This is a genomic window from Muricauda sp. SCSIO 65647 (assembly GCF_021534965.1).
GTDB lineage: Bacteria > Bacteroidota > Bacteroidia > Flavobacteriales > Flavobacteriaceae > Flagellimonas_A.
Genome location: NZ_CP091037.1, coordinates 469,581 through 490,013, shown reverse-complemented (window position 1 = coordinate 490,013; position 20,433 = coordinate 469,581). Strand labels below are relative to the sequence as shown.

22 protein-coding genes are annotated in these 20,433 nt (G+C 41.9%); 8 read left to right on the top strand and 14 right to left on the bottom strand.

The window, feature by feature from the left end; all coding sequences use genetic code 11:
- Nucleotides 1-27 precede the first annotated feature (27 nt).
- The 7 genes from L0P89_RS02180 to L0P89_RS02150 all read right to left on the bottom strand — a co-directional run bounded on the left by L0P89_RS02180 (nucleotide 28) and on the right by L0P89_RS02150 (nucleotide 7,205).
- Nucleotides 28-2,226: a DUF5916 domain-containing protein gene (locus L0P89_RS02180; protein WP_235266770.1), complete on the bottom strand. Its 2,199-nt coding sequence runs from the start codon at nucleotides 2,224-2,226 to the stop codon at nucleotides 28-30.
- A 64-nt stretch (nucleotides 2,227-2,290) separates the two neighbouring features.
- The gene (locus L0P89_RS02175) at nucleotides 2,291-2,464 is read right to left on the bottom strand and encodes an Arc family DNA binding domain-containing protein (RefSeq protein WP_235266769.1); all 174 of its coding nucleotides are present in this window, start codon (nucleotides 2,462-2,464) and stop codon (nucleotides 2,291-2,293) included.
- Nucleotides 2,457-3,386 (bottom strand): alpha/beta hydrolase family protein, encoded by a 930-nt coding sequence (locus tag L0P89_RS02170; protein ID WP_235266768.1) that lies wholly within the window; start codon nucleotides 3,384-3,386, stop codon nucleotides 2,457-2,459. Before L0P89_RS02170 ends, L0P89_RS02175 begins: the two co-directional genes overlap by 8 nt.
- Nucleotides 3,383-3,541, bottom strand: a complete 159-nt coding sequence (locus L0P89_RS02165; RefSeq protein ID WP_235266767.1) for a DUF4177 domain-containing protein — start codon at nucleotides 3,539-3,541, stop codon at nucleotides 3,383-3,385. The genes L0P89_RS02170 and L0P89_RS02165 overlap by 4 nt, the downstream gene beginning before the upstream one ends.
- Complete coding sequence (locus tag L0P89_RS02160) at nucleotides 3,528-4,025, bottom strand: DUF6141 family protein (protein WP_235266766.1); 498 nt, start codon at nucleotides 4,023-4,025, stop codon at nucleotides 3,528-3,530. The genes L0P89_RS02165 and L0P89_RS02160 overlap by 14 nt, the downstream gene beginning before the upstream one ends.
- Nucleotides 4,026-4,036: 11 nt before the next feature.
- Nucleotides 4,037-4,897 (bottom strand): SPFH domain-containing protein, encoded by an 861-nt coding sequence (locus tag L0P89_RS02155; RefSeq protein ID WP_235266765.1) that lies wholly within the window; start codon nucleotides 4,895-4,897, stop codon nucleotides 4,037-4,039.
- 73 nt (nucleotides 4,898-4,970) lie between these two features.
- Nucleotides 4,971-7,205, bottom strand: a complete 2,235-nt coding sequence (locus L0P89_RS02150) for a transglycosylase domain-containing protein (RefSeq protein WP_235266764.1) — start codon at nucleotides 7,203-7,205, stop codon at nucleotides 4,971-4,973.
- 88 nt (nucleotides 7,206-7,293) lie between these two features.
- Between L0P89_RS02150 and L0P89_RS02145 the strand changes: the two genes are divergently transcribed.
- Nucleotides 7,294-8,067, top strand: a complete 774-nt coding sequence (locus tag L0P89_RS02145; RefSeq protein ID WP_235266763.1) for a S1/P1 nuclease — start codon at nucleotides 7,294-7,296, stop codon at nucleotides 8,065-8,067.
- A 274-nt stretch (nucleotides 8,068-8,341) separates the two neighbouring features.
- Here L0P89_RS02145 and L0P89_RS02140 read toward each other — a convergent pair whose 3' ends face one another.
- Entirely contained in the window at nucleotides 8,342-8,941 is a 600-nt protein-coding gene (locus L0P89_RS02140) for an alpha-ketoglutarate-dependent dioxygenase AlkB family protein (protein WP_235266762.1), read from the bottom strand.
- Nucleotides 8,941-9,819 (bottom strand): AraC family transcriptional regulator, encoded by an 879-nt coding sequence (locus L0P89_RS02135; RefSeq protein ID WP_235266761.1) that lies wholly within the window; start codon nucleotides 9,817-9,819, stop codon nucleotides 8,941-8,943. The genes L0P89_RS02140 and L0P89_RS02135 overlap by 1 nt, the downstream gene beginning before the upstream one ends.
- 228 nt (nucleotides 9,820-10,047) lie before the next feature.
- On the opposite strand from L0P89_RS02135, the gene L0P89_RS02130 reads away from it, so the two are divergent.
- Nucleotides 10,048-10,419, top strand: coding sequence for a hypothetical protein (locus L0P89_RS02130; RefSeq protein ID WP_235266760.1), 372 nt, complete (start codon nucleotides 10,048-10,050; stop codon nucleotides 10,417-10,419).
- A gap of 59 nt (nucleotides 10,420-10,478) precedes the next feature.
- Here L0P89_RS02130 and L0P89_RS02125 read toward each other — a convergent pair whose 3' ends face one another.
- Both L0P89_RS02125 and L0P89_RS02120 read right to left on the bottom strand, forming a co-directional pair.
- Nucleotides 10,479-11,111 carry an MOSC domain-containing protein gene (locus L0P89_RS02125; RefSeq protein WP_235266759.1) on the bottom strand — a complete coding sequence of 211 codons (633 nt, stop codon included), beginning with the start codon at nucleotides 11,109-11,111 and terminating at the stop codon, nucleotides 10,479-10,481.
- Between the two features lie 68 nt (nucleotides 11,112-11,179).
- Nucleotides 11,180-11,533 (bottom strand): DUF6249 domain-containing protein, encoded by a 354-nt coding sequence (locus L0P89_RS02120; protein ID WP_235266758.1) that lies wholly within the window; start codon nucleotides 11,531-11,533, stop codon nucleotides 11,180-11,182.
- Between the two features lie 131 nt (nucleotides 11,534-11,664).
- On the opposite strand from L0P89_RS02120, the gene L0P89_RS02115 reads away from it, so the two are divergent.
- Together L0P89_RS02115 and L0P89_RS02110 are read left to right on the top strand one after the other, a co-directional pair.
- Nucleotides 11,665-12,243, top strand: coding sequence for an RNA polymerase sigma factor (locus tag L0P89_RS02115; protein ID WP_235266757.1), 579 nt, complete (start codon nucleotides 11,665-11,667; stop codon nucleotides 12,241-12,243).
- Nucleotides 12,236-12,643 carry a sigma-E factor negative regulatory protein gene (locus L0P89_RS02110; protein WP_235266756.1) on the top strand — a complete coding sequence of 136 codons (408 nt, stop codon included), beginning with the start codon at nucleotides 12,236-12,238 and terminating at the stop codon, nucleotides 12,641-12,643. The genes L0P89_RS02115 and L0P89_RS02110 overlap by 8 nt, the downstream gene beginning before the upstream one ends.
- Here the strand turns inward: L0P89_RS02110 and L0P89_RS02105 are convergent.
- The 3 genes from L0P89_RS02105 to htpG form a co-directional block, all read right to left on the bottom strand.
- Nucleotides 12,640-12,999: a hypothetical protein gene (locus L0P89_RS02105; protein WP_235266755.1), complete on the bottom strand. Its 360-nt coding sequence runs from the start codon at nucleotides 12,997-12,999 to the stop codon at nucleotides 12,640-12,642. The genes L0P89_RS02110 and L0P89_RS02105 overlap by 4 nt on opposite strands.
- A gap of 4 nt (nucleotides 13,000-13,003) precedes the next feature.
- Complete coding sequence (locus L0P89_RS02100; RefSeq protein WP_235266754.1) at nucleotides 13,004-14,341, bottom strand: hypothetical protein; 1,338 nt, start codon at nucleotides 14,339-14,341, stop codon at nucleotides 13,004-13,006.
- Between the two features lie 124 nt (nucleotides 14,342-14,465).
- Nucleotides 14,466-16,355: a molecular chaperone HtpG gene (gene htpG, locus L0P89_RS02095; protein WP_235266753.1), complete on the bottom strand. Its 1,890-nt coding sequence runs from the start codon at nucleotides 16,353-16,355 to the stop codon at nucleotides 14,466-14,468.
- Between the two features lie 407 nt (nucleotides 16,356-16,762).
- Here htpG and L0P89_RS02090 point away from each other — a divergent pair, with 407 nt between their 5' ends.
- The 4 genes from L0P89_RS02090 to L0P89_RS02075 all read left to right on the top strand — a co-directional run bounded on the left by L0P89_RS02090 (nucleotide 16,763) and on the right by L0P89_RS02075 (nucleotide 20,372).
- Nucleotides 16,763-17,395, top strand: coding sequence for a TetR family transcriptional regulator C-terminal domain-containing protein (locus L0P89_RS02090; RefSeq protein ID WP_409557558.1), 633 nt, complete (start codon nucleotides 16,763-16,765; stop codon nucleotides 17,393-17,395).
- 6 nt (nucleotides 17,396-17,401) lie between these two features.
- The gene (locus tag L0P89_RS02085) at nucleotides 17,402-18,715 is read left to right on the top strand and encodes an ABC1 kinase family protein (RefSeq protein ID WP_235266751.1); all 1,314 of its coding nucleotides are present in this window, start codon (nucleotides 17,402-17,404) and stop codon (nucleotides 18,713-18,715) included.
- A 102-nt stretch (nucleotides 18,716-18,817) separates the two neighbouring features.
- Entirely contained in the window at nucleotides 18,818-19,825 is a 1,008-nt protein-coding gene (locus L0P89_RS02080; RefSeq protein ID WP_235266750.1) for a 3-oxoacyl-ACP synthase III family protein, read from the top strand.
- Between the two features lie 4 nt (nucleotides 19,826-19,829).
- Entirely contained in the window at nucleotides 19,830-20,372 is a 543-nt protein-coding gene (locus L0P89_RS02075) for a pyridoxamine 5'-phosphate oxidase family protein (RefSeq protein ID WP_235266749.1), read from the top strand.
- Nucleotides 20,373-20,433 lie beyond the last annotated feature (61 nt).

The window sequence follows — 20,433 nt, the reverse complement described above, 5'->3', positions numbered from 1 at the left end:
TTTTCAAATATAGAAAAATCAGCTGGCCTAAATGTTCAACCAATAGGTAAGCTTTAGGTTGATAGACCTGTTACGGGGCATGAAGGTGTTGACAAAATAGTTGTCGTTGTACACAATGAACAAATCAGAAAGTGGTGCGAAACGCCATTGTAAGCGAGAATTGATGCCGACATTATCACGCTGGTTGCTGTATTGGATCAATGTTGACCAGAATATGGATTTATTAAAGGTGATATCGATTCGCGGACTTATCAGCCAGATATCGGCATCAGAATGTGGATTTGGGAGTTCAAGATGGTCGTACTGGGTTTGAAGCCCCAAATTGAATTTTGGCTGCAATCTAAGATTAGCCCCCAATTGCAATGAATATCTATTTCCGTTGAAAAAACCCCCAAATTCTGGTTCTATGGAATATGAAAACACTTTTCTTCGGTCAGAACGGAACTCTCCGCCAAATGAAGTGAAATAGTACCCTCGATCAGCGGGCAGTGGTACGGCATCGTCTTTATCGGTGGGCTCAAATTCTTCGGTCAAGAAAATATATTGATAGGTGACCCCAGCTTCAATCTCAGAAAGATTATTGAATTCGGCGCCCCACCCAAAATTGATCTCTTGATCGGTATTCTGTAAATCGAGCCCGGGACGCCAAGTATACACTGAAAATAACTCGAAGCCATGATTGTTTATTTTCTTTTCTTTGGGCCAAAACAATCTGGACACACTGCCAGCGACCTTAAAAATGTCTTTTCTGGGCACAAAACCCAAGTCTGAATTAAACTCTTCATCGATGAACACAAAATCAAGAAAAGCACCATATTTTCTTGAATTATAGGCCGTAAACGCTCCCAGTGAATAGTTGCCCTCGTTATCATTGGGCTGAAATGATTTATGACCGTAAAACTTCCCTATCCATGTATTGTCTTTAGAGGCTAGATTGTAATCAATGCCCACAACACGGTTATACTCTTCTGATTCATCGACAAAGTCTGGAGAATCGAACGTTTGGCGGTTAATGAAGAACAAACCGATATTTGACCTAGAGAACACTTTCTGCTGTAGGCTGAGCATCATGTTGTTGTTCGAGGCAATCTCATTGGCGGCGTCTTCTTCAGTCTGAATGTTCAAAACGCCCAACCGAAGGTTGTTGTTTATTTTTCCGCTCAACCGCATTCCCGCTATGATACGATTTTCAATGGTATTGTCGGCGGTATCTTCAGCTATACCTATTCGCCTTGAAAAAAATGGATTGGCATCGCGCGATCCACCGAAATTGCCAAAAAGATCGTTGTTGTCGATAAAAAATTGCCGTCTTTCGGGAAGCCTGACCTCGAACCGGGTCAGGTTGGTAATGAAATTATCGACTTCTACCTGTGAAAAATCGGGATTGATGGTGATGTCGAGGTTCATCGAATTGCCAATGGCCACTTTGGCATCACCTCCCACCTTTACGGTATTCGTTCTTTCATCGGCATCAAAATCTTTTCCCGAAAAACCATTTACATAAGGTATCAATGTAAGGGGGGTTCGTGACTTGCCCAAGGGTTTCTCAAAAACCATATCGCCCATAAAGGCGAGGTTGAAAATCAATTGATTTTGCGGTATGCGAACCCAGGTGCTGCGTTCATTGGCCTGCATGTCAAAGCGGTAGCTGTTGAACCGCCATTTGGTCTCACCTTCCCGAAACTTGAAAGAGGTCAATGGTATGGCCATTTCTGCCGTGTAATAATCATCATATATTTTTGATTCGCCACGCCATTTTACATCCCATGATGTGGTGAACCCACCTAAACCAGAACCTCCCCCGGTAATAAGGGCTTCCCTTCGCACACCATACGGGTTAATGCCAAAAAGAAATGCGTTCGTGCCGTCATTAAAGGTGTCAAACAACAGGCTGATGTTATCGTTGCCTCCTGCCCTGAAGTCACGTTCAAGAGACGGAATGACATAATCTTTACCTTTGGTCTCCATTCGAAGGCCCAAGTACAGTACCTTACCGTCATAGAGCATTTTGATATCGGTTTTCTGTGTTGCCAGAATAGAATCGGTGGGAAAGTATTGTTGAAAGTCATGGGCGCTATCGGCCATCTCCCATATGGGTTCATCTAAAGCGCCATCGATTTGAATGGGCTCATCGATATACTTGACAACAAATGATTTTGTTTGCTCTTGGGCGGTTAAATGAATAAGAAATAGAAGGAAAAATAGGCAGAGGTAGTTTTTTGCCATGAAGCTTTTTTGAATTAGTCGCCCAAATTTAAGGGTAAGCGGCGTTAAAAAAATGTCAAAAAAGTCACTCTTTTTCCCCTGTCTTCTTTTTAGGTGCCCGTTTGGCCTCTTTTAGGGTTTTCATCAGCATCCATTCGATTTGTCCATTGGTACTACGAAATTCATCTGCCGCCCACTTTTCAATGGCCTTCAGCATATCTTCGTTCAACCGTAGGGCAAATGCTTTTTTCTTACTCATGTTCTTGAATAAATTGGGCCAGCGTCGAAACTAGTCCAGATGATAACGGAAAATCGGGTTCTCGGTAAGATCGTTGGTTTTCGCCCGACGATTCAACGGTTTTGAGCACATGGTTCATTTTGGGCACGATGACCAGTTTGGCGTCCGGTTTTGCTTCTTTGAGCAATTGGGCATCTTCAATGGTCACCTGCAGATCGGTACTACCATTGATTATTAGCGTGGGGATATCCAATTTCTTGATTTCTTCCGATGGATCCAACAAAGCCCAGTCTTTCAAATACTTTTGGTTGGCGGGAGAAAAAATGGCCATTAAGAACGGATTGACATCTTGTATGGTATCGGTCTCCATCAACTCATTAAAGTAACCTTCCGCAATTTTACCGGCATCTTGGTTCTGGGCACCGAGCTGCCGTACCAAAGCCTTATCGACCGTGGTACCCAAACCTGCCAGTGAAGCATAACTGCGCACGGCATTTGAAACGGCCATCATGGCCACTAGTGAACCTTGACTGTGGCCGATGAGGTGCAAGGAAACAAAACGATCATCATCTTTAAAATGCTCAATGCCCACTTTAAGGTCATCGACCAGGTCACCGATGCGCATTTTTTTTGATTTCTCAAGATTGGAAGGTGTTGCGGTACGCTTATCATAGCGGTAAAATGCAATTCCCTTTGCATTTAGGCTGTCGGCCAATTGCTTGATATAGTCGGCCCGCGCCAGCTCACCTTGATTGCCATCTCTATCGATATTGCCAGAGCCGTGAACAAAAATGGCGAGCGGCGGCTTTTTTTCTTGTTTGGGGTAGCTCAAGGTGCCGGGCAGGTAGATGTCACGGTTATGGAGTACAAGCTCTTCGACGACGATTTCTTGCCCTGCACAGGGCGGTACGGTCAACCAAAGGATGTACAACAGTTTTTTCATCGATTTTTATCTCTTTCAAAGACAATGCTGGCGGTATTCTCATAAATATGTACTACTCTCCAACCCTGTTTTGCATATTCGTTCAGGGTATCTTCCAATCGTTCGCTATTGTTGGTCAGCCCTATTTTCCACTTGACCACTTTATATTCTTTCATTGTTGAAATATTTATCGATGATTTGTTGGGCCTCCTCTGGTTTTTGGGTGCCGATCAATAATCTATTGCCATTTTTGAACTTGATTTGAATTCCGAAATTTCCCCTTACATTGTAGGCACCGCCTTTTGATCCCATTCGCATTCCCCATCCTCCATATTCCAATAATGGCCTATACTTTCGAGTATGGCATTTTTCAATTTCTTGCCAGGATATTTGTTTGAGATTGCCTTGAAAAGGGGCAAATCTGTAGCGAATGCCATGCTCGTCAATTTCTGTGTACAATGCCAAAAACCTAAACAGTAAAACTACGGGTACCATAACAGCGAATCCAATCCAAAAGCCAGTATCCAAATAATCGAGGGCAAAGGCCCCGTTATGATTTATTTTCCTAATCGGTTCCAAAAGGAAAACTCCAGAAACGATGATGAGCATTGCCCATAGCCACCATTGGTCAAACCATTGTTTTTCTTCGAAAACCCTCATTTTGTTGGTCATTAATGGTTCAGGGTTCCCGTGTTGACAATGGGTGCGGCATCTTTGTCTGAGCAGAGCACGACCATCAGGTTGCTGACCATGGCAGACTTTCGTTCTTCATCAAGTTCCACGACATCTTTTTTATTCAACTCTTCAAGGGCCATTTCGACCATGCTAACGGCGCCCTCGACGATTTTGTGCCGTGCGGCGACAATGGCAGTGGCCTGTTGTCGCTTCAACATGGCGTTGGCGATCTCTTGGGCATAGGCCAAATAGCCAATCCGGGCCTCGAGTACTTCGATACCGGCCATTTCAAGGCGATCTTGTATCTCTTTTTCCAAGGCTTCGCTTACCTCGTTCACGCTTGAGCGAAGGGTGATGTCTTCTTCAATGCCCTCATCGGCGAAATTATCGTAAGGGTACATACTGGCCAGCTTACGAACGGCGGCATCGGTCTGTACCCGAACAAAGTTTTTATAATCATCGACGTCAAAGGCTGCCTTGTAGGTATCGGTGACCCGCCATACGAGAATGGTGCTGATCATAACTGGGTTGCCCAATTTGTCGTTTACCTTTAGGCGTTCGCTATCAAAGTTGCTGGCCCGTAACGATATTTTCTTTTTGGTGTACAACGGATTGACCCAATAGAGGCCATTCTTTTTGATGGTGCCCACATATTTGCCAAAGAGAAGCAGTACCCTTGAGCTATTCGGATTCACGAGCACAATGCCGAAGAAAAGGAAGAGCCCCAAGAAAACAGCAAATAAGAACCACAGTGATTGTTCGTTGACCAAGGCGGCAATTCCCCCAAAAATGAACAAAAGGCAAATGAAGAGCATCAAATACCCATTGATCGGTGTAATGGTTTTTTCGTTTGTCATCGTAGTAGTATTTAGAATGTGATATTAAAATGATATCATAAATATATCAAATTAATTTCATTGGACAAAACTTTTAATTTTTGAACCTGCGTTTTTTCTTTTTGTTCGGATTGGTGAACAGTCGTTTGAGGAAGCCATCGCGTTTTATGGGTTCACAGTCAAGTCTGGCGAGTGCGGTTTCTTTAGGTGGCGTAAAACGCACCTTGGTGATGGTATCGAAGTGGTCATTTTTGTTCATTTCTCGCAACAGTAATGCAAAAAGGGGCAGGGCTGCACTGGCCCCTTGGCCCAGACGGGTGTTTTTGAAACCGATTTCATGGTTGTCAAGCCCTACCCAGCTTACATGCACCATTTTGGGCATTACTGCCACAAACCAAGCATCTTTGTTATATTGTGTGGTACCGGTTTTGCCCGCGACATCATTCTTGAGGGCATATACATTTCGAATTCTAGAGGCTGTGCCCTTATTTACGGTCGCTTTCATCATCTCGAGCATCACTTCACGGGTTTCTTCAGAAAAGGCCCTTTCATGTTGCACCCTGGGCGAAAAAGATCGCAAGATTGAATCATTGGCCGTAGTGATTGAAGTGATGAGCATGGGGGTCACTGGTCTACTCGCATTTACATAGCTCGCATAGGCCCCGGCCAATTCTATGATCTTGATTTCACCGGTACCGAGCGCCAAAGAGGGTTTTTTGGGCAGTTCTTCTTCGATGCCCATTTTCTGTGCTTGTTCGATAACGGTCTCAATTCCAGTTTTTTCAAGCACTTTTACGGCAATGGTATTCACAGATTTGCTCAGGGCTTCCTCCATGGAATAATTTAGATAGGCCTCATCTTCATCGCTGGAGTTACTGGGACTCCATCCTTCCAAATTCTTATACTCCACCTCCCTTGCCGAAATATGGCCACAGGGATCCAACCCTTTTTCAAGGGCTGCCGTATACACTACGGGTTTGAAGGTAGAGCCTACCTGACGCTTGCTCTGTGACACATGGTCGTATTTGAAATGGGCGTAGTCAATGCCCCCTATCCATGTTCTGATGGCACCATTGTTAGGGTCGATGCCGAGTGAGCCCACGTTCAAGAATTTCATGTAGTGGCAAATACTGTCGAGTGTACTGGCATTGTATTCTTTTTCACCCTCCCAAAAACTCAATTTCATGGTTTTTTTGACGGAAAGCGAATCCCAGATTTGGTCTTCTGTCATACCAGAATCTTTCAATCGTTTATAAATGCCCAGTTTTTTGGCTTGCTTTCTGATGAGGTTTTTATCGACCAGCCATGGCGCGTTCTTTCCATGGCTTTTTTCAAAATCACGTTGAAGCGATTGCATGTGTTCTTGCATGGTCTTCTCGGCCAATAGCTGCATTTCATGGTTAAGGGTGGTATGGATTTTGAGTCCTGAGGTATAGATATTGACCGGTTTTTTTCCATTGAAATCTTTTGACCATTGCAACAGTTCTTTTCTGACGGCTTCCCTGAAATAGGGGGCTATGCCCTCATTTTGACCGTAGTCCCTATACTTTAGGTTTAAGGGGAGTTGGGCCAGACTGTCTTTCTCTTTTTTGGAGATAAAATCATTGTTGGCCATGGCTGAGAACACTAAATTTCTACGGGCGATGCTTTTCTCAGGAAATAGCTTGGGGTTGTACCCGTGTGTGGCCTTTAGCATACCGATCAACACGGCTGCCTCTTCAATAGTGAGTGATTTGGTGGGTTTGTCAAAGAACTTGAGGGAAGCGCTTTCAATACCAAAAGTATTGCCACCAAAGGAAACGGTGTTGAGGTAATGCGTGATGATCTCTTTTTTTGAAAGCACCTTTTCGAGGCGTTTGGCCATGATGATTTCCTTGATTTTGTTCACGGCAATATGGGCTTTTTTTCTATCCCTTCGGGGATATAGGTTTTTGGCGAGTTGTTGCGTTAGGGTACTTCCTCCACCAGCGGCAACGTCTTGCAGCAGTATTGTTTTGAAGAAGACCCTGAAGAGGCTCTTGGTATCGATCCCCTTATGCTCATAAAACCTTTCATCTTCAATGGCGACCAAAGCATTGACCAAATGATCGGGAAACTGTTCATAGCCGATCGGCTGACGGTCGTAGAGATAAAATTTGCCGATCAGCACACTGTCGGCCGAGTAGATCTCTGAAGCCCTTTGATATTGAAAATCGGCCAGTTGTTTTTTGGTCGGAATCTTTCCCCATGCACCGAAATAAACCAGACCGACGAAAAGAATGACCATCGCCAAGGGTACGCCCAACGCCCAAAAGAGTATTTTTAGAAATCGCCGTTTCGTTATATTCATGCCGCAATATCCGATTTCCGCTAAAATATTGAGATTGAATTTAACATTGGTTTAAAACCGCAATGTTATTTTTGGCAAAATTTCTATCATGCGCATTCTTGTTGTTCTTTTTTGTTTTTCGGTCAATTTAGTACTGGCCAATGACGAAATCTGGTCAAAAACCGGGCATAGGGCCATTGCGGAAATCGCCCAACAGCATTTGACCAAAAAGGCGGAAAAGACCATCACACAACTCCTTGGGGGGCATGATCTGGCCTTTGTATCGAATTTTGCCGATGAGATCAAGGCAGACAGGAATTTTTCAAAATTCAATGCTTGGCATTATGTGAACTACCCTACAGATAAAAAATATACAGAGGTAGAACCAAATCCGTATGGAGATGTCGTCATGGGCATTCAAAAGTGCATTGAAATGGTAAGCGATGAGGGCAGTACTAAAGAAGACAAGGTATTTTATCTGAAGATGCTCATCCATTTTGTGGGTGACCTGCACCAACCCATGCATGTAGGAAGGTTGGAAGACAGAGGAGGAAATGACCTTCAGGTACGATGGTTCGACGAGGGCACCAACCTTCATCGATTGTGGGATAAGAATCTGATCGATTCTTATGGAATGTCTTACACTGAACTTGCCCAGACAATGCCCAAATTATCAAAAGGGGAAATAAAACAGATCCAACGGGGAACAGTTTATGACTGGGTGGAAGAATCACAAGACTTGGCCAATGAGCTTTACGATTCTGTGGAAGTAGGTGAAAAACATGGTTATCAGTATAGTTACAAATACAATAAGCTAATGATCAAGCAATTACACGTCGGGGGCCTACGATTGGCCAAGGTATTGAACGAGCTGTTCGATTAAAGGGTCGTTTTGACCGTCAAAGTGCTGCTTGCCCATTGAAAATCAATATAGCGTACCATCAATAAATCTGATACTGCTTTTTGTCCAAAAAATGGGAAAATCGTCGATTGACCATACCTTGGCATAAGATTTGAAGTTATATTAATGTTAGGAAGCTGGATGCAAGGAGATTAGTACGGTATCCCACGATGTGCTAAAGGCAGCGAAGGTTTCTTCTGAAGATGGGATCAAAAAATCGGTTCAAAGAGCCGATTTTTTATTTGGCCTACTTTCTTTATTTGATGATCCTAAACGTCAAGTTTATCCTATCACCAATTTTTTTCGCGGTCTTGGGTAGTTGGTGTTGCCAATGATGCTGCGTCTCGCCCTGCATCAACAGAAGGCTACCGTGTTGCAAAAGCAGTTTTTGCTTTTGTGATTTATCTTTTTTGTACCGTAGGTGAAAATACCGTTCCGCTCCTAGACTGACCGAAGCGATAACCGGGTTTTTACCCAATTCCTTTTCATCATCGGAATGCCAGCCGTTGCTATCCCGCCCATCCCTGTACAAATTCAAAAGGCAAGTGGTGAAAGCTACATTGGTCATTGTCTCAACTTTTTGTTTGATGGCAAGCAGTTCTTCTGTAAAGGGTTTTGGTTTCATCGTCACATTTGAGTACGAATAGGATTTACCGTTGTTTCCATGCAGGGCGGTCAGTCTTGGTTGTGGATAGGTTTTGCCAAATAAGGTGATATCGTCTTGTTGCCAGGCAATGGTATTCTTGAATGTTTCAAAATAACGGTCTGCCTGGTTGCCTGTAAGGAAATTAGGAAAATACCAAATTTCGGCATTGGGTATTGGCAGTCTAATACGCTCTTGTAAAAGGTATTTCATCACTGCAATACCGCTTTCAATTGATTACGGTATTCAGAAGGATTTTGACCGGTAAAGGCCTTAAACGATTTATTGAAATGTGAAAAGTTGTTGAATCCACTTTCATAACAGACCTCCGTAATGCTCATGGGCTGTTCGGCCAATAATTTTGAAGCATGCACTAATCTGTACTCATTGACAAACTGTGTAAAGGTCTTGTTGGTGATTTTTTTGAAATACCTACAGAAAGAGGGTACCGTCATACTGACCATATCAGCGATTTCATCTAAGGTAATATCTTCTTTGAAGTTTGATTTGACATGGTTGAATACCGTATTGATACGGTCATTGTCTTTGACTTCGGTGGGCATCGAGAAACTTTCGGCATTGAGTACTTTGTATTCTTGAGAGTTTCCCAACTCATTTAAAATATTGAGTATCGACAACAAACGTTGAAAATCGGTCTGGTATTCAAGAACTTCCATTTTTTCCCCGATTTTACGTTTTGTTTTGCCATGAAAGGCAATACCGCTCTTACAGACTTCAAAAAGTTTTTTGATTTTTTCCATTTCGGGGATGTCAAAAAAATCATTCCCCAAAAAATCCATTTTCATTTGAATGACCGTTTCGCTGTCATTACCGGTCAACTTATCGGTGAAACCACAATGCGGTAGGTTAGACCCTATCAAAATAAGATCGCCATCGGCAAAATAAGAGACATGGCTACCTATTTGGCGTTTACCAGAACCCCCGTTCACATAGACCAATTCTAATTCAGGGTGGTAATGCCAACTTTTATTGGTGTTCATTTTATTCTTATCAAATCTTTGATAGGTAAATGAATTGCCAAAAGTGGGTGCTATCGATTCAAAAGCAGGTTTTTGGTTCACGGTTTCCATTTTTGCTTTAGTAAAATTATATACGTTGGCATTAAATAATCTGTGCAAAATTACCCAAAAAATATGGTATTTTACCATTCTAAAATATTTAACACTTCATTAAGGTTAAAATTGCATAGAAATTGGAAAAGCCAGTGGTATTTTTTAGGGGTAGGGCGGTAGTATGTTTGCACTGTAAATTTTTGATAACCCAATCTGCCGTTGGGCGGATATTAAAAAACAAACGTTATGAGAAAAGTTTTAAAATTTACAGTTGCACTGGCCATTTTGTTCGCTTCAACAACAGTTTTGGCCAACGGACCCGAAAAAACTTTTGGTAAAAAAGGCTTTGGGGTTGAAAAAGAGTTGATCAATATCGATGTAGACCCTGTATTTGTCAAAAAGGGCAATAAACTTTTTATGAATCTTTTGAACCTTGACCAAGAAAAGGTTACCATCAAGGTTTATGACAGTGAGGGCAGGATCGTATTTGAAGAAACGCTTGAAGGTGAAATCGTTATTGAAAAAGCTTTCAATTTTGAAAGAGCCTATGAAGATGACTATACAGTGATAGTTGTTGACAACAACGAAACCTTTAGCGAAAAAGTGACCGTGAAGTAAGCGTAGTTATTTTTAGTTTGAGCAATCTTTTGAATCCCGGTTTTGGCCGGGATTCTTTTTTATAGGAATTTTTGAAGGCGCTGTCTCTTTTTTTGTGGTAGGGCCTCATTGGCCACGGCCATTTCAATGAGCGTCACATTCTTCTTTTTTGAAAACAACAGATCAAAAAATTGCTTTGTTGTCAAAGAAGAAGATGATCTTGTGATCAAATCTACGGTATCGCCTACTTTTACCTCGCCTTCTTCGATTATCCTAACATAAGTGCCCGGATAACCATGTGCTATAAATTGTTTGAGTATTTTTTGGTCACCAAAGCGTATGCCGAGCTTATAGCAGGGTTCCCTAGGCTGGGTGACCTGCACAACGGCCTCACCGATGCGGTACACATCTCCGATTCTTATTGCGGTCTCATCTAGATTTTCAACGGTCAGATTTTCACCGAACATACCCCAGTTCCATTCCAGATCAGGGTACATTTCTTTCCAGTAGGGGTATTGGTCGGCAGAAAATAGATAACAAGCCTTGTAAGGTCCACCATGCACTTTTCTATCAGCGATCGTGTCATGGGCCACGCTTTCCTTTTCTAGTTGTATGTGATGTACGGTCGGGTATTTATAAATGCCAGTGGTTTGTTTTTTGCCGTTCCAGATAATGGCAGTGGGCTGGCCGATATTGGTCGAGATAATTTTCACATGATGAAAATAGAAAAAACCGTCGTTGTCAGCGACGGTTTTTTCTAAAATATCGGTCTTGGACTTGCTTATTCTTCGTTTTCTAGCCGTTTGGTCATATAAAAACCACTGAGCAGGCCAATTCCTGAAAACATGAATATTGTGCCCGGGTAGGCCACTTCTTCGTCTACACCGAATGAATAGACCAAGATCGAGGCGAAAAAGATGGCAATTCCGATGCCTATCAACAGAAGTGCAAGGTTGAGCAAAAGCACTTTCCAGAAGGGTGACGCACCGTTGCGACGGCCTCTCATAAATATGCTCGCATCGGCGCCTTTTTCTATTAAGGCAAGGCGCTCTTTGTTTCTGGTTGAAAAGTAGAGATAGGCAATGGCAAATAGTACCCCAAAGATAATCGGTACAATAATTACTTCTGATCCCATAATTGTTCGTTTTATTTGATTATTAATTTTGTTCATTGAGTATGACGACATTTTTTTAAAACAGGTTACATGAATTAAAAAAAAATGAAAAAAATGTAACCAATGATTAATCGTCATCGTCAAACATTCAGATGACAACCAACAACGAACAGGCACTGATCAACAAGATCATCAATGGTGATAGCCAATCTTTTGCTCATGTGGTCGATAGGCATAAAGACCTAGTGTTTTCATTGGCGATTCGTATGCTCAAAAATCAAGAAGAAGCCGAAGAGGTCAGTCAAGATACCTTTGTAAAGGTCTATACATCACTGAAAAGTTTTAAAGGAGATTCGAAATTTTCGACTTGGATCTATAGAATCGCCTACAATACGTGTTTGGATCATATCAAAAAAAACAAGAAACGCTTTGATCAACTTGAATTGAACGAGGTTACGGAAAACAAAATGGAATCATTGCAAAATGCACTTGACATCATGATAGTTGAAGAGCGTGCAGAAATGGTAAGGTCTTGTTTAGATTATCTTTCTGCTGAAGATACCGCTTTATTGACCCTTTTTTATTTAGAGGAAAAAAATTTGAAAGAGATTGAAAAAATAATGAAATTGACCGTCAACACTTTGAAAGTGCGTCTTTTTAGGGCACGAAAAAAAATGGCGGAAGTATTATTGCAACAATTGGAACCTGAAATGCTGAGCAATCATGGATGACAATCAAAAGAAACTCGAAAAATTGGTAGATTCCGCTATGCGGGATATGAAACTGGATGTACCCCCATCAAATTTTACTGAAAGGGTCATGGATCGCATTGAGGCCGAGATCACCAAAAGTGCCATTTCCTATAAGCCCCTCATGTCAAAAAAAATGCTCATACTTATAGGTGTTCTGTTTCTTGTATTGATCGGGTACCCGATCGTCACGGGAAATTTTTCTTCTAGGGAAGGATGGTTTGATCGCATTGATCTGGCACCTTGGTTGTCAAAAGTAAAATTGCCATCACTTGAAATGGATTTTTCAAACATTATGGTTTATGGCGTTGTGTTTTTTGGGATGATGGTATTGATACAGATTACCATGTTGAAAGGGTATTTTGACCGCAAACTGACTTAAAACCGCAAATACCAATAAGCCCAATATATCAAACCAAATTGAAGGGGTACCCTGAGCAACAATATCCATTTGGGAATACCGGCAGCAGCTTTCTTGCCCGTTAACATATAGAAATGTATGATGAAAAAAATGGTGAGCATCAGCATGATGCCATATATCGAAATGTTCTTGGTCAGGGCAAAGCATAGGCCAATACCCAATATGACTTCAGCCAAACCACTTGAGTAGACCATCAATCGGTGGTGGGGTATGTATGGGGGCATAATGCGCATGTACGCTTTCGGAAAGACAAAATGCATGGTGCCCGCAAAAATGTACATGCTGGCCATTAGATATAAATGCCAAGGGTAGTTCATTATATTAGTCTTTAAAATACCAAAAAGGTATGGATTCTTGGATCAATTCTACGATAGAGTCTTTTTCCCTTCTTTTTCGCATTACCCGTAATTGGTGCCTGCCTTCGCTCAGCATGGTCAGATTCAAGAATGTTTCAAATCCGAGATGATTTTTATTATTGGTGGTGATAATGAAATCACTATCGATTCGTAGAGAATCGATCTTAAAAAAATAGGTTTCATTAAAAATGGACAGATAGTGTTTGCGAATGCTATCTTTCTGCCTTTCAGAAGTGATTTTATCACTCCAATTCGTGTTGAAACTAAAATTGTTCGAGGCGAGTCCTCTTCTATCCTCTTCAGGCTTCAACGACTCTTCGAAAGCAAAAATACGCTCTTCAATATTTTCTGAGTAGGGCATGAAAACCTGAAGGTAAGATGTGGTGATGACTTTAGATGGTATGACCGCTTCTCCCGGATAATCTTCATCTTCGGTCATCATATCCATATAATTCTCCTTATTGGCAAAAATGGTAGATGAATTCTTCTCTTTATTGAGATAATTGGAGTTTCTGTACTCCAATCCACTCAAGAGTAAGATCACAATATAGATCGGTGTAAGAAGAAAGATGATACGTTTGCCAAATCGATTATCCAAGAAGTTATAGACCAATGGGCGATACAAAAAAGATAGTGTAAGAAAGCTGAACACCCAGTAAAAAGGAAAATAGAGCCTGGCTACCCATTTGTTGCGTTTCAAAATACCCTGGGTAATGAAATCGATAAATGCCAATAACATTCCGAAGCAGATGAACAAAACGAGCGGAATACCTACCCAACTTGATATCCAATCAGGTAGGTGGTCATTGTCAATGATAAAATTGGCCACGAGGGCAATGCTCAATATGATGAGTGTAATGGCGACAACATGAAATATGAGCAAGAAAGAAATGGCAAACAGTACACTGCAATAGTTTTCTAAATTGGCTATATAGCGGTCGAATGAGACAATCTTTTTCTTCAGGTAATTTTTGAATTTTTCGCTGTATTTCAGCTTATCGAATTCAATATCACCCGAAACGTACCGCAGCCCAAGGGCCCCTATCCAAAGTCCTCGTAGTATTACGTGCAACAATAAATTGAACAGCAAGATGCTACAGGCGATAAACGCGACCAAGTAGAGCACAAATTGATAGATCTGCTGATTGTTCTGGGCATTTTCCGCTCCGATTCTCAGGGGTTCATAGGCGGTAAAAAGTCCGAAAATGGCAAAACCCGAAATAATCAATTCAAGCTCCCAACTCTGTTGTTGTAGTGAATCGAGCAATTTTTTGAAACCAGGGCTTTTGTAATCGTTGCTCATATTTGGTCGATTTAGGAAGTAAGATAGGCAATCAACAAAAAACCGCCATAAAATGGCGGTTTCGATTTATATAGAATTTCCAGCTGCCCTTCGTTAAGCTCAGGGGAACAAGGAAATGATACCCTTATTTGATCATCTCATAACTACGATTGATGAAACTGGTCAATTCTTCACCTTTCAACAGGCCCTTTGACAATCGTGCCAAATCGAGGGATTGGTTGATCAGGCGTTCACGTTTCTTGGCCGTTTTGGTATTCAAGATCTGGCCCACCAGTTCGTGATTGGTATTGACGATCAGATTGAACATATCTGGCATATTGCCCATGCCCAACATACCGCCCCCACCGGTCTGCTGCATTTCTTTCATGCGGCGCATAAACTCTGGCTCAGTGATGATAAAGGGCTGGGCACTGCTGTCCATAGCTTCCAATTGAATGGTATAGGCACTTTTTTCACCCACCACTTTTTCAATTTCGCCTTTCAGTTTGTCTTTTTCTTCGTCTGAAAGCTTTGAGATGGCGGTATCCTCTTTTTTGATGAGGTTGTCAATATGGTCGGCATCTACACGGGTAAAGGAGATTTTTTCTTTGGTGGTCTCCAATTTCTGCATGAGGTGTGACACAATGGGCGAATCCATTAGCAAAACTTCGTATCCCTTCGCTTTGGCAGCCTCTATGTAACTATGTTGTGCTTCTTGGTCAGAAGCGTAGAGTAGAATCAATTTGTCGTCCTTGTCGGTCTGTGCGTCCTTGATTTTCTTCTCAAGCTCTTCAAAAGTGAAGTAGTTGCCATCAACGGTCGGGTAAAGCGCAAATTTCTCTGCTTTTTCAAAGAATTTTTCTTCAGATAACATTCCGTACTCAATGACCACTTTGATATCGTTCCATTTCTTTTCAAAATCTTCACGGTTGTTCTTGAACAGTGAGTTCAGTTTGTCTGCCACTTTTTTGGTGATATACGATGAGATTTTCTTCACTGCCCCATCGGCCTGTAGGTAAGAGCGCGAAACATTCAGTGGAATATCGGGCGAATCGATGACACCCCGAAGCATGGTCAAGAACTCGGGTACGATACCTTCTACATTATCGGTGACAAAAACCTGGTTTTGGTACAGTTGAATACGGTCTTTCTGTATGTTGATGTCGTTTGTCAACTTGGGAAAATATAGAATACCCGTAAGATTGAAGGGATAGTCGACATTTAGGTGAATGTGGAACAACGGCTCTTCAAACTGCATCGGATAAAGCTCACGGTAAAATGATTTGTAATCTTCGTCCTTTAGATCGGTGGGCTTTTTTGTCCAAGCCGGATTCGGATTATTGATGATGTCATCAACCTCATGGGTAGGGGCCGGCTCATCTTCTTTGGCACCCTCGGGTTTCGGAAGCGTTTCGGTTCTGGTGCCGAACTTGATGGGTATGGGCATGAACTTGTTGTATTTGGTCAACAGTTCTCGAATGCGATGGTCTTCTAGAAACGCTTTCTCATCATCGGCAATGTGCAGAATGATTTCTGTACCATGGTCTTCTTTTTTGGCTTTTTTGATGGTAAATTCAGGCGAGCCGTCACAGGTCCAATGAACGGCAGGTTCGTCTTTGTAACTTTTGGTAATGATTTCAACTTTATCGGCCACCATGAACGACGAATAGAAACCGAGGCCAAAGTGGCCAATGATGCCCGCATCTTTGCCCGCATCCTTATATTTTTCCAAAAATTCTTCGGCACCTGAAAAGGCCACTTCATTGATATATTTTTTGACCTCTTCTTCGGTCATGCCTATGCCTTGGTCGGTAATGTGTATTTTCTTGCCCTTATTATCGACCTTCACTTCAATGATTGGATCGCCATATTCGACCTTGGCCTCTCCGATAGAGGCAAGGTGCTTTAGTTTCAAGGTTGCATCGGTTGCATTTGAAATCAATTCCCTCAGAAAGATTTCATGGTCACTGTACAAAAACTTCTTGATGAGCGGAAAAATATTCTCGACCGAAACATTGATTTTACCTGTTGCCATTATCATGCTTATTTTTTTCATTTCTGCCATTAAAACTGATTTATGGCCTAAATGTGGTTAACATTAATTTCACCCTTTCTGACCAAAAAAGATACCATAGTATTGAAAGTGACAAAGTGACATTTTGTGTGCAATAAAAAATTAACAAAATTTTGTTTAATTTTTAAGATAAAAGATTAAACAGTTTTGTATTTTTGACGTGTTGTGGTAAAAGAATTGCTATGAAAAGATGCACACTGCAACAAGTTTGTTTATTTATTGGTTAGGTTGTTTGGAACGTGCTTTGCCAGAAGCACGTTCCTGTTTTTAAAACATTCTTCTCAATTTCTTTTGAAATAAGAAGACCCATTGTGCCTGATCCTTTTTAACATACACCCATTATGGCAACAACATCATCCTCATCAAAAATGACCAAGGAAAAAATCATTGACCTGTACATGAATTATGTATTGGAACATGAGACCGTTCCAAAGTCCATCTACAAGTTTTGTAAGATCATCAACATAAAGGAAGATCGGTTTTACAAAGATTTTGGTTCACTTGAAGGACTTCAAAAAGAGATTTGGAATACTTTTTTTGAGCAGACCAATAGTCTTTTGGGCAAAAACAAAGACTACGAGGGCTATGCCAACAAAGAGAAGATGCTCTCTTTTTTCTATACTTTTTTTGAATTGCTCACACTCAATCGTAGCTATGTACTGTTCGCCCTCAAAGAGCAGGGCGGCAAAATGGAGGCTATGGCCCAATTGAGTGGTCTACGTCGGCATATCAAAGATTTTGCCGCTGAATTGGTCGAATTGGGCAATGAGGGCAAAACCTTGAAAATTACCAAGCAGAATCCTGCCATTTTTTCAGAAGGGGCCTGGGTGCAGTTTCTCTTTCTTTTAAAATTTTGGATGGAAGATTCTTCACCTGCATTTGAAAAGACCGATATGGCCATAGAGAAATCGGTCACCACGATATTCGATGTTTTCGACAATACCCCTTTGGACAGCATTATCGACTTTGGAAAATTTCTTTACAAAGAGACCTTTGCATAACTGATCATGAAGACCCTTGACAGCATTCCCACAGGAAAAATTGAGCGCGCCGGTACGTTGGTCAAAACGGGGGTAAAGATCGGTGGCAATTATGTGAAATATTATGGTAAGAAACTGGTCAATCCTGATTTGACCAAAGACGAATTGAATGAAAACAATGCCAGCGATATCTACGATGGCCTAAAGAGTCTTAAGGGCAGTGCACTGAAAGTGGCCCAAATGTTGAGCATGGAGAAAAATCTTCTGCCCAGGGCATATGTAGAAAAGTTCTCGCTGTCTCAATTCTCGGTTCCGCCCCTTTCTGCACCATTGGTGCGAAAGACCTTTAAAAAATACCTCGGCAAGTATCCTGAAGAATTGTTTGATGCTTTCGAAAAAGATTCTGTCAATGCCGCCAGTATTGGGCAGGTGCACCGTGCCCGAAAAGATGGTATGGAGCTGGCCGTGAAAATACAATATCCCGGGGTGGCCCAAAGTATAAGCAGCGATTTGGCTATCGTAAAGCCCATTGCCATTCGTATGTTCAATTTACAGGGAAAAGATTCTGACAAATACTTTAAAGAGGTTGAAGGAAAATTGATCGAAGAGACGAACTACCTTCTTGAACTGCAGCAGAGTCAAGAAATAACCCGTGCTTGTGAGGTCATTCCCAATATTGAATTTCCAAAGTATTATCCAGAGCTGTCAAGCGAGCGCATCTTGACCATGGACTGGATGACAGGCCGGCACTTGGGAGAGTTTGTCAAAACCGATTTTTCACAAAAGCTCGGAAATAAGATAGGGCAAGCCCTTTGGGATTTTTATATGTTTCAGATTCACGTACTTCGAAAAGTACATGCCGACCCCCATCCGGGTAATTTTTTGATTGACGATGAAGAAAAACTGATTGCCATTGATTTTGGCTGTATCAAGAAAATACCGAATGAGTTCTATGAACCATATTTCGAACTGGCTCAGAAAGACAATATCGACAATGACGGGGTATTTATGAAAAAGCTCTACGAGCTTGAGATTCTTACCCAGACAGATTCTAAAGAAGAATTGCTGTTCTTTAAGGCGCTTTTCAAAGAAATGCTGACCATTTTTACCTCACCGTTCAATGATGAGGTATTTGACTTTGGTTCAACTGCTTTTTGGAACAAAATTGCTGACCTGAGCGAACGGTATTCAAAAGACGAACAAATTCGAAAAATGAATGGCAACCGGGGATCAAAGCACTTTTTGTACATGAATCGTACTTTTTTCGGACTTTACAACCTACTTCATGATTTACGGGCCAAGGTCGAGGTCAATAATTTCAGAAATCATATCGCCAGCTAAGAAACCATCAGGGTACTTTTCCAAGAAATTGACCATTCTTATTATTTATTTTTACCTTTTCCTGAAATATGGCATCTAGTGAAGGTGTTTTAACTGATCAATATGTACAATTCTAGAATAATAGGTCTTGGCCATTTTGTGCCCGAAAACGTGGTCACCAATGATGATTTGTCAAAAGTGATGGATACCAGTGACGAATGGATTCAAGAGCGAACCGGAATCAAAGAACGCCGCCACGTCATCAAAGGTGACGACACTACTACTTCAATGGGGGTGAAAGCCGCCAAAATTGCCATTGAACGGGCAGGCATCGATAAAAATGATATTGACTTCATCATTTTTGCAACCTTGAGTCCAGACTATTATTTTCCTGGTCCGGGGGTATTGGTACAGCGAGATTTGGATATCAAGACGGTTGGGGCCCTTGACGTGCGCAATCAGTGTTCAGGCTTTGTTTATGGGCTTTCTGTTGCCGATCAATATGTGAAGAGCGGTATGTACAAAAATGTGCTGGTCATCGGTTCTGAACTGCATTCACATGGTTTGGATATGACCACTCGGGGCCGCGGGGTATCCGTAATTTTTGGTGATGGTGCCGGTGCTGCCGTGGTCAGTAGGGAAGAAGATACTTCTAAGGGCATTCTCTCTTCGCACTTACATTCTGAGGGGCAACACGCCGAAGAACTGTCGCTGATAGCGCCTGGAATGGGCAAGCGTTGGGTTCTCGATATCATTGAAGACAATGACCCAAACGATGAATCGTACTACCCTTATATGAATGGGCAGTTTGTTTTTAAAAATGCCGTGGTACGTTTTAGTGAGGTGATCATGGAAGGGCTGCAAAAGAATGGCCTGCAACCATCAGATATTGATATGTTGATTCCACATCAGGCAAATCTTCGTATCTCACAATTCGTACAAAAGAAATTCGGCCTATCTGATAATCAAGTATTCAATAATATCGTGCACTACGGCAATACTACGGCGGCCTCGATACCCATTGCACTTACCGAAGCTTGGGAAGAAGGTAAAATCAAAGAAGGCGATTTGGTGGTGCTTGCCGCCTTTGGCAGTGGTTTTACTTGGGGCAGTGTAATCATTAAATGGTAGAATTATGGGCAAGCGTATGTCTAAACTTACCCCAAGGCTCATAGGGTTCATTGAAAGGCAGCATCTTTTTTTCGTTGCCACGGCCATGGATGAAGGGCGTATCAACCTTTCACCTAAAGGCTTGGATTCTTTCAAGGTCATCGACGCACAAAAAGTTGTTTGGATGAATTTGACCGGTAGTGGAAATGAAACCGCGACCCACTTGATGCATGATGGGCGTATGACCATTATGTTCTGCGCTTTTGAAGGCCCACCAATGATTCTTAGACTTTATGGTACCGCAAGGGCCTATCATAAATATGATGGTTCGTGGAAAGAGTATGTTGCACTTTTTCCAGAGATGACAGGGGCAAGGCAATTGATTGAGGTGCAGATCGACTTGGTACAGATCTCATGCGGTTTCGGAGTGCCATTGATGGAGTATAAACAGCAACGCCAAGAATTGGTCAACTGGGCTGAAGAAAAAGGAAAGAATGGGATAGAAGAATATTGGGAAAAGAAGAATACGACAAGTCTTGATGGCCACAAGACCAATATATTCGAATAAAACAAAACCCCGACAAAATCGGGGTTTTTTATTGATAAGCCTTAAAAAGAACTAACCAACC